Consider the following 7,078-nt stretch of genomic DNA (forward strand, 5'->3'; position numbering starts at 1 on the left):
CGATTCGCGCACGCCTCCCGACAGATCACGCCCCATGACGCATTTCAGCCATTTCCATCAGCCGTTTCCCTTTCCGTTACCGGACGGCTCGAGCGCACGCTTCGTGTCGCTGCGCGAGGTGACGCGCAGCCATGCGCAGGTGAGCCGCTTTCCGGTGTCGATACGCATCCTGCTCGAAGCCGCATTGCGCCGCTGTGACGGCACGGCCGCCACGGTGCAGCAAGCGCACGCGATACTCGACTGGCGCCCGGGATGCAGCCACGACATTGCGCTCTGGGTGTCGCGCGTGCTGCTGCAGGACGCATCCGGCATTCCGCTGTTGGGCGATCTCGCGGCCATGCGCAGCGCGGCCGTGCGTGCGGGCGCGCCGCCGCAGGCCGTTCAGCCGGCGTTGCCGGTCGATCTCGTCATCGATCATTCCGTCGTCGTCGATGCATATGGCGATGCGAATGCGCGGCAGGTCAATCTCGCCGCCGAACATCGGCTCAATGCCGAGCGCTTCGAGTTCGTCAAATGGGCCGCGCAGGCGTTCCGGAACGTGCGCGTGGTGCCGCCGGGGCAAGGCATCGTTCATCAGGTCAACCTCGAGTTTCTCGCCGACGTGGTCGTGCAGCGCGACGGCTGGATTTATCCCGAAACGATTGTCGGCACCGATTCGCACACGACGATGATCAACGGGCTGGGCGTGCTCGGCTGGGGGGTGGGCGGCCTGGAGGCCGAGATCGCGCTGCTGGGCGAGCCGCTTTATCAGCGCGTGCCGGATGTCGTCGCGGTGCGGCTGACGGGGCGGCCCGACAGCCGGGTGTATGCGACCGATATCGCACTGCACCTGACGCACGCGCTGCGCGAATTCGGCGTGGTCGGCAAATTGCTCGAATTCGTCGGTCCGGGCGCGCGCGGCCTGTCGCTGCCGGATCGCGCGACGATCGCGAACATGGCGCCGGAGTATGGCGCGACGAGTGCGTATTGGGGGATCGACGACGCCACGCTCGCCTATTTGCGGCAAACCGGGCGCTCGGCCGAGCAGGTCGAGACGATCCGCGCGTACTGCATCGAGCAGGGACTGTTCGGGATTCCCGATGCCGAGCAGTTCGATTATTCGGCGGTCGTCGATGTCGATTTGTCCGCCGTGCGGCCGACGCTGGCCGGTCCGTCCCGGCCGCATCAGAAGCTCACGCTCGCGCAGGTGAGCGCCAGCAGCACCTGCGCCGGGCGCCCGGCGCAGGTGCCCGCCCGGCTCGATCACGGCGCCGTCGTACTGGCCGCGATCACGTCCTGCACCAACACCGCCAATCCGGCGGCGATGCTGGCGGCCGGCCTGCTCGCGCAACGCGCGCTCGCGCGCGGATTGCGCCCGCCATCGTATGTGAAGACCGTGCTCGCGCCCGGCTCGCGCGCCGTGACGCGCTACCTCGAGCGCGCCGGTTTGCTCGACGCGTTGCAGCGGCTCGGTTTTTTCGTCGCCGCATACGGGTGCGCGTCGTGTGTCGGCAATACCGGCGCGCTTGCCGAGGGCGTCGAAGCGGCTATCGGTGAGCGCGATTTGTCGGTGGCGGCGGTGCTGTCCGGGAACCGGAACTTCGACGGAAGAATCCACCGGTCGATCAAGGCCAATTATCTGGCGAACCCCGCGCTCGTCGTCGCTTATGCGTTGGCGGGCACCATTTCCATCGATTTCGATACGCAGCCGCTCGCGTTCAATTCGTCGGGCGCGCCGGTTTTCCTGGCGCAGCTGTGGCCGGACAAATCGGAAATCGACGCGCTTGTTGGCGAGGTGGTCGACGAGCGGGCTTATGCCGGCCTGTATCCGCGCGAATCCGGCGGCGCGCTCCGCGAACGCGGCGATATCAGCGGCGATATCAGCGGCGACGTCAGCGATCGCAACACCCGCGCCGACTCAGATCCGGACACCGCGTGGCAGCAAATCGAAGCGCCGGTGGGCATGGTGTTCCAGTGGCGGAAAACGTCTGGCTATTTCGTCGAGCCGCCGTTCTTCGAGCGCCCGTCCGGCGCGGCGGCGCCATTCGGCCCGATTCGCGGCGCGCGCGTGCTGGGCGTGCTCGGCGACAACGTGACGACCGACCACATCAGCCCGGTCGGCGAGATCGCCGCCGATAGCGACGCGGCACGCTATCTGCGCGAGCAGGGTGTGGCGCCGCACGAGTTCAACAGCTACGGCGCGCGCCGCTGCAATCATCATGTGATGATTCGGGGCACGTTCGCGAATCCACGCCTTCAAAACCGGCTGACGGGCCTCGGCACCGGCCCTCTCGCGCGTTCGGCGCGCGACGGCGCGGTGCGCAGCCTGTTCGACGTCGCGATGGAAAATCTCGCCGACCGCACGCCCAGCGTGATCTTCGCCGGAGCGCTCTACGGTTGCGGCAGCGCGCGTGACTGGGCGGCGAAGGGCACGTCGCTGCTCGGCGTCGCGGCGGTGGTGGCCAAGAGCTTCGAGCGCATCCATCGCAGCAATCTCGCGCTGATGGGCGTGCTGCCGGTCGAGATCGGCGCGTCGAGCGTGCTCGACGCACTGGTTTGGGATGGCTCGGAGCGCGTCGATATCGAATTCGATTCAGCCGCGCGCACGCCGCGTCCGCCCGCGACCGTCACGGTCAGCCGCAACGGAGACGAAATCGCCAGGGTGGCCGGCACGTTGCGCATCGATACGGCGGCGGAATGGCGCTACGTGCGCGAAGGCGGCGTGTTGCGCGCGATTTTTGCGAAAAGCATCGCACCGCGCGCTTGAACGACGCCGCCGGCCGCGCGGTTTCCGCATCGAATCCAGCTTACGATTACGCTTTGGAATCGATGCCGTCAATTCCGGATGGCCGATTAACGCATAGAGGCTGAGCATGGCTCAAATCCCGATGTCCGGACTGGAGATGTTGCGCGCGGCGGCGGCAGGCGAGTTGCCGCACGCCCCGATGTGGACGACGATGCCGATGCGCGCGGAACTCATCGAAGCCGGCTACGTAAAAATGACTGCTCGCGCCGACGAGCGACACCTGAATTCGCAGGGTGTGGTGCACGGCGGTTTTGCGGCGACCGTGCTTGATACGGTCACGGGCTGCGCCGTTCACACGATGCTCGATGCCGGCGTCGGCTATGCCACGATCGATTTGAACGTCAAGATGCTGCGCCCGGCGCCGCAGTCTGTCGACCTGATTGCCGAGGGCAAGGTCATTCATTTGTCCAGAAGCCTGGGCGTGGCCGAGGGCGTGTTGTCGACGGCCGACGGCAAGAAAATCGCGTTGGCAACGGCCACCTGCTTTATCCGGAGGGCGGACGCCGCCCGATAGCGCGGGGGCCGCCCTCCGGTCAGCGCGTTCGTTGATTGGCCGCGCCGGTCACGCAACCGGCTCCGCGGTGCTTTGATCAGAACGTTTGCTTGAATCGTGCACGTCGTTGCGCACGAATTCGCTCAGGTGTTCGACGAACGCGCGCACCTTTGGTGGAAAATATTGCGACGGATAAACGAGATCGATGCCGACGCACGGCAGCCGGTAGTCGTCCAACAGGCTGGCAAGCGTGCCACGCGCGAGATCGTCGTTGACCAGATAGCGCGGCAGGATCGCAATACCCATCTCCAGTAGCGCAAACTGCCGCAGCATGTCCGCGTTATTGGTCCGCGCGGCGTTGTTGAAGCTCACGCGCACGGGCCCGTGCGGCCCGGAAAACTCCAGTTGATCCACGTGCCGCTCGCATGGCAGATGCAGCCACGCGTGCGTCGACAATTCCGCGGGATGCACCGGCAGGCCGTATCGGCGCAGATAACCCGGCGATGCGCAAACCGTCATGTGATGGGTGATCAAACGGCGCCTGACGATGCGGTCGCCCGTCGTCTGCCTGCCGGTGAGCAGGCCCACGTCGAAGCGTTCGTCGATCAGGCTAACCTGCCGATCCGTCAGCGTGACGTCCAGCGTGACCTCCGGATAGCGTTGCGCATACGCATTGAGCATCGACGAAAAGCCGTGCAGCCCGAACGTGACCGGCGCAACGATACGCAGCGTGCCTGCCGGGGGGTGCGAGTTGGTCGCGACCAGTTGCTCGGCGCGCTCGATATCCCGAAGCACTTCGCGCACACATTCGAGATAGGCCCGCCCCTGCTCGGTCAGTGACAGGCGCCGCGTGCTGCGCTGAAACAGACGGGCGTTCAGATGATGCTCGAGCGACGCGATCTGCCGCGTCGCCAGCGAGTTGGAGATGTTCATTGACTTCGCGGCCCGGGAATAATTGCCGAGTTCGGCGATCCGGACGAAGGTACGTATCGACTGTAAGTAGTCCATTGGACAGTCCCTGTCTCTATTTTTGGTCGCAAGCGGCCGCGGTCGCTTCGCGGTCCGCTGCGGGCTGGGCGGTGGCCGGGAGCCATCGGACGCAGTTGCGTTTCCCGATGGTTCTTGACGGATTAGGTCAAGCGTCCTAGCATGCAGGCATTGTAGGACGAGAATCCTAATTTCGCTGCGCAAAATCAGGGCAACACGGGCGGTTCGGCAGATGGACGCATCGCCAAGCTTGTTCCACGTGGTGCCGGCAACACAAAGGTGTGTTCATGAAAGCCGAAGCAACTCGCGATCTCATCGTCAATTCCGCCGATGAGTTGTTCTATCAGCATGGCTACGGCCGCACATCCTTCTCGGATATCGCGGACGCGGTGAAGATTTCGCGCGGCAATTTCTACTACCACTTCAAAACCAAGGACGAGATCCTCGACGCCGTGATCGACGTGCGTCAGGTGAACATCCAATCGATGCTGGAAGAGTGGGAAGCCGAATGGCCGGAGCCGCTCGACCGCCTCAAGCGTTTCGCGAACATGCTGATCGTGAACCGGGGCAAGATCATCCGTTCCGGCTGCCCGGTCGGCACGCTTTGCGCCGAACTGACGAAGCTCGATCATGTTGCGCAGAACCGGGCGAACGAGTTGTTTACGGCATTTCGGGGGTGGCTGTGCAAGCAATTCGTGCTGCTTGGCCACGATGCCGGCGTCGAGGCCGATATGTTGGCGATGCATCTGCTGTCGCGCACGCAAGGCGTCGCGATGTTGGCGAACGCCTATTCCGATGAGGTATTCCTTCGGCGTGAGGTCAAGCAGATCTGCGAGTGGCTGGACACAGTCGTGCAACGCAACTGATGCCGCCGGCGGCTGACGAACTGGGGCGCCTGGGCCGATACAGTGGGTGAGCGGCCGGCCGATCGGACAGCGCGCGGCTCGCACAAAGGCATCGATATCGAACACAGTAAAGCGGCATTGCGGCGAGCGGCCGCTCCGAAACGATCAATTCGGATCACTAAACAAAATGCCGTGTCGGCGAGGCTGCGTTTAGCCCGGTTCGGCGAATTTCGGTACGGCGGTCGCTGCGGCTTGTGCGATTCGCATGCTGGCCAGTTGGATATTTTTTGGGAGATGCAATGGAATCAGCTCAGCTCAATTCGAAACGGCCGCTCTATTGGCTGGCGCTAGGAGCGTTCGCGCTATCGACAGAGGGTTTCATGATCGCTCCGCTGCTGCCGAGCATCTCCGGCGATCTGTCGGTCAGCGTTGGCGTTGCGGGGTTGCTCGTGACGGTTTTCGCATTCGCCTATGCGATCAGCTCGCCGATTCTCACGACGCTCACGGGCAATCTCAACCGGCGCATCCTGCTGATATTCAGTCTTGCCGCATTCACCGTTGCCAACGTGGCGGCGTGGTATTCGACCAGCTTCTTCCAATTAATGGGCGCGCGAATCCTGCTGGCGTTCGCTGCCGGACTTTACTTGCCGAACGCCAACGCGGTAGCCGGATCGCTGGTCGCGCCTGAGCAGCGCGGGCGCGCATTGTCGATCGTCAATGGCGGCTCCAGCCTCGCGATCGCGCTTGGCGTGCCTTTCGGGTCGATCATCGCGAGTTTCGGCAGTTGGCGGACGACGTTCGCGAGCGTGGCGGTGCTTGGTGCGATCGGCACTGTGGGGCTGCTGTTCGGTTTGCCGAAAGGGTTCGGCAAGGGTCTGCCGACGGCGACCCTGACTCAGCGGATTCAAGTGGCGAGCAGGCCCGCCGTATTGATGGCGCTGCTGTCGACGATGCTTTGGGCGGCCGGCGCATACACGGTCTATACCTATATCGCGGCGTATATCGGCGAGACGCTGAAGGTACATGGATCGCTGCTGAGCGGCGTGCTGTTCGTCTGGGGGGTATCGGCCGTGACCGGGATGATCTCGGGTGGCCGTCTTACCGACAGGCTTGGTTCGCATCGGGTCATCGTGCTTGCATTGAGCGTGCTGACCGCGGCGTTCGTGGCGTTGTCGGCAATCAATGCGTATGTTCCGCCGCCGCTTGCCGTGGTTCCGGTGATCGTTGCGGTGATTCTGTGGGGCGCGTCGGTCTGGGGATTCATTCCGCCGCAGCAATCCAGGCTCATTGGCATCGGCGGGGTGAATGTCGCGCCTGTCGCACTTTCGTTGAATGCGTCGTTCATGTACATCGGCTTTTCATTGGGTTCCGCCCTGGGCGGATTTGCGCTGAGCAGGCAAGGGGTGGGCAGTCTCGGTTTGATCGGCGCGGCGCTCGAAGCGGTTTCGCTTGGCATCGTGCTGCTTACCGCCCGGAAAAAGGCGGCCCGCGCTGCGACGCGGGAGTTGGTGGACGGTTGAGCTGCATTGTTTTGTTGTCTGGCACGCCTTCTGCGCCGGTCGGCGAGATGGCGCTGCCACGCCGACGTTGTTGGTTGCACTCGAAGTGAAATGCCGATTCTGTCCGATGGCGACAGGTCGGCTGCAGTGTGGGGCACGGAGCGCCTGAGGCACAGGCTGCTGTTCTGAATAATCGAATGCTTGCCGAAATCGGAATGGCATTTCGAAATTTCAGTACGTTAGTAATACTTAAAAAAATATCGATCGATCGGGAAATACCGAGATGAAGATTTTGCATACTCGCCGCTCTCGCATTGTGTTGGCCGGAGTTGCTGCAATTGCATTCGCGGGCTTCGGTTTGGCGGGCGTGATTGGTGTGCGGGCGAGCGCACCCGACAAGGCGCAGGCGCCGCTGACGGAAGTGGACGTGGCCGGCGTGCTGTCGAAGACGGTAACGGATTGGCAGAGC

5 protein-coding genes and 1 pseudogene are annotated in these 7,078 nt (G+C 63.7%); 5 read left to right on the plus strand and 1 reads right to left on the minus strand.

Annotation, left to right across the window (positions count from 1 at the left end; translation table 11 throughout):
- The first annotated feature begins 34 nt into the window (after positions 1-34).
- On the plus strand, positions 35-2,746 hold the full coding sequence (locus tag WS68_RS13245; RefSeq protein WP_059571235.1) for an aconitate hydratase: 2,712 nt from the start codon (positions 35-37) through the stop codon (positions 2,744-2,746).
- 106 nt (positions 2,747-2,852) lie between these two features.
- Complete coding sequence (locus tag WS68_RS13250) at positions 2,853-3,299, plus strand: PaaI family thioesterase (RefSeq protein ID WP_059571236.1); 447 nt, start codon at positions 2,853-2,855, stop codon at positions 3,297-3,299.
- Positions 3,300-3,347: 48 nt separating this feature from the next.
- On the opposite strand, the gene WS68_RS13255 is transcribed toward WS68_RS13250, so the two are convergent.
- Positions 3,348-4,286, minus strand: coding sequence for a LysR family transcriptional regulator (locus tag WS68_RS13255; protein ID WP_082710014.1), 939 nt, complete (start codon positions 4,284-4,286; stop codon positions 3,348-3,350).
- A gap of 266 nt (positions 4,287-4,552) precedes the next feature.
- On the opposite strand from WS68_RS13255, the gene WS68_RS13260 reads away from it, so the two are divergent.
- The 3 genes and pseudogenes from WS68_RS13260 to WS68_RS13270 all read left to right on the plus strand — a co-directional run.
- Positions 4,553-5,131 carry a TetR/AcrR family transcriptional regulator gene (locus WS68_RS13260; RefSeq protein ID WP_059571237.1) on the plus strand — a complete coding sequence of 193 codons (579 nt, stop codon included), beginning with the start codon at positions 4,553-4,555 and terminating at the stop codon, positions 5,129-5,131.
- A 278-nt stretch (positions 5,132-5,409) separates the two neighbouring features.
- Complete coding sequence (locus WS68_RS13265; protein ID WP_059571238.1) at positions 5,410-6,630, plus strand: MFS transporter; 1,221 nt, start codon at positions 5,410-5,412, stop codon at positions 6,628-6,630.
- 262 nt (positions 6,631-6,892) lie between these two features.
- A pseudogene (locus WS68_RS13270) lies at positions 6,893-7,078 on the plus strand (efflux transporter periplasmic adaptor subunit); the annotation flags it as partial.

Origin of the sequence: Burkholderia sp. TSV86, from assembly GCF_001522865.1 — a bacterium.
Classification (GTDB): Bacteria; Pseudomonadota; Gammaproteobacteria; order Burkholderiales; family Burkholderiaceae; genus Burkholderia.

Coding starts and splice junctions, on each gene's coding strand:
- WS68_RS13245 (WP_059571235.1), top strand. CDS start 35: ATGACGCATTTCAGCCATTTCCATCAGCCGTTTCCCTTTCCGTTACCG.
- WS68_RS13255 (WP_082710014.1), bottom strand. CDS start 4,286: ATGGACTACTTACAGTCGATACGTACCTTCGTCCGGATCGCCGAACTC.
- WS68_RS13260 (WP_059571237.1), top strand. CDS start 4,553: ATGAAAGCCGAAGCAACTCGCGATCTCATCGTCAATTCCGCCGATGAG.
- WS68_RS13250 (WP_059571236.1), top strand. CDS start 2,853: ATGGCTCAAATCCCGATGTCCGGACTGGAGATGTTGCGCGCGGCGGCG.
- WS68_RS13265 (WP_059571238.1), top strand. CDS start 5,410: ATGGAATCAGCTCAGCTCAATTCGAAACGGCCGCTCTATTGGCTGGCG.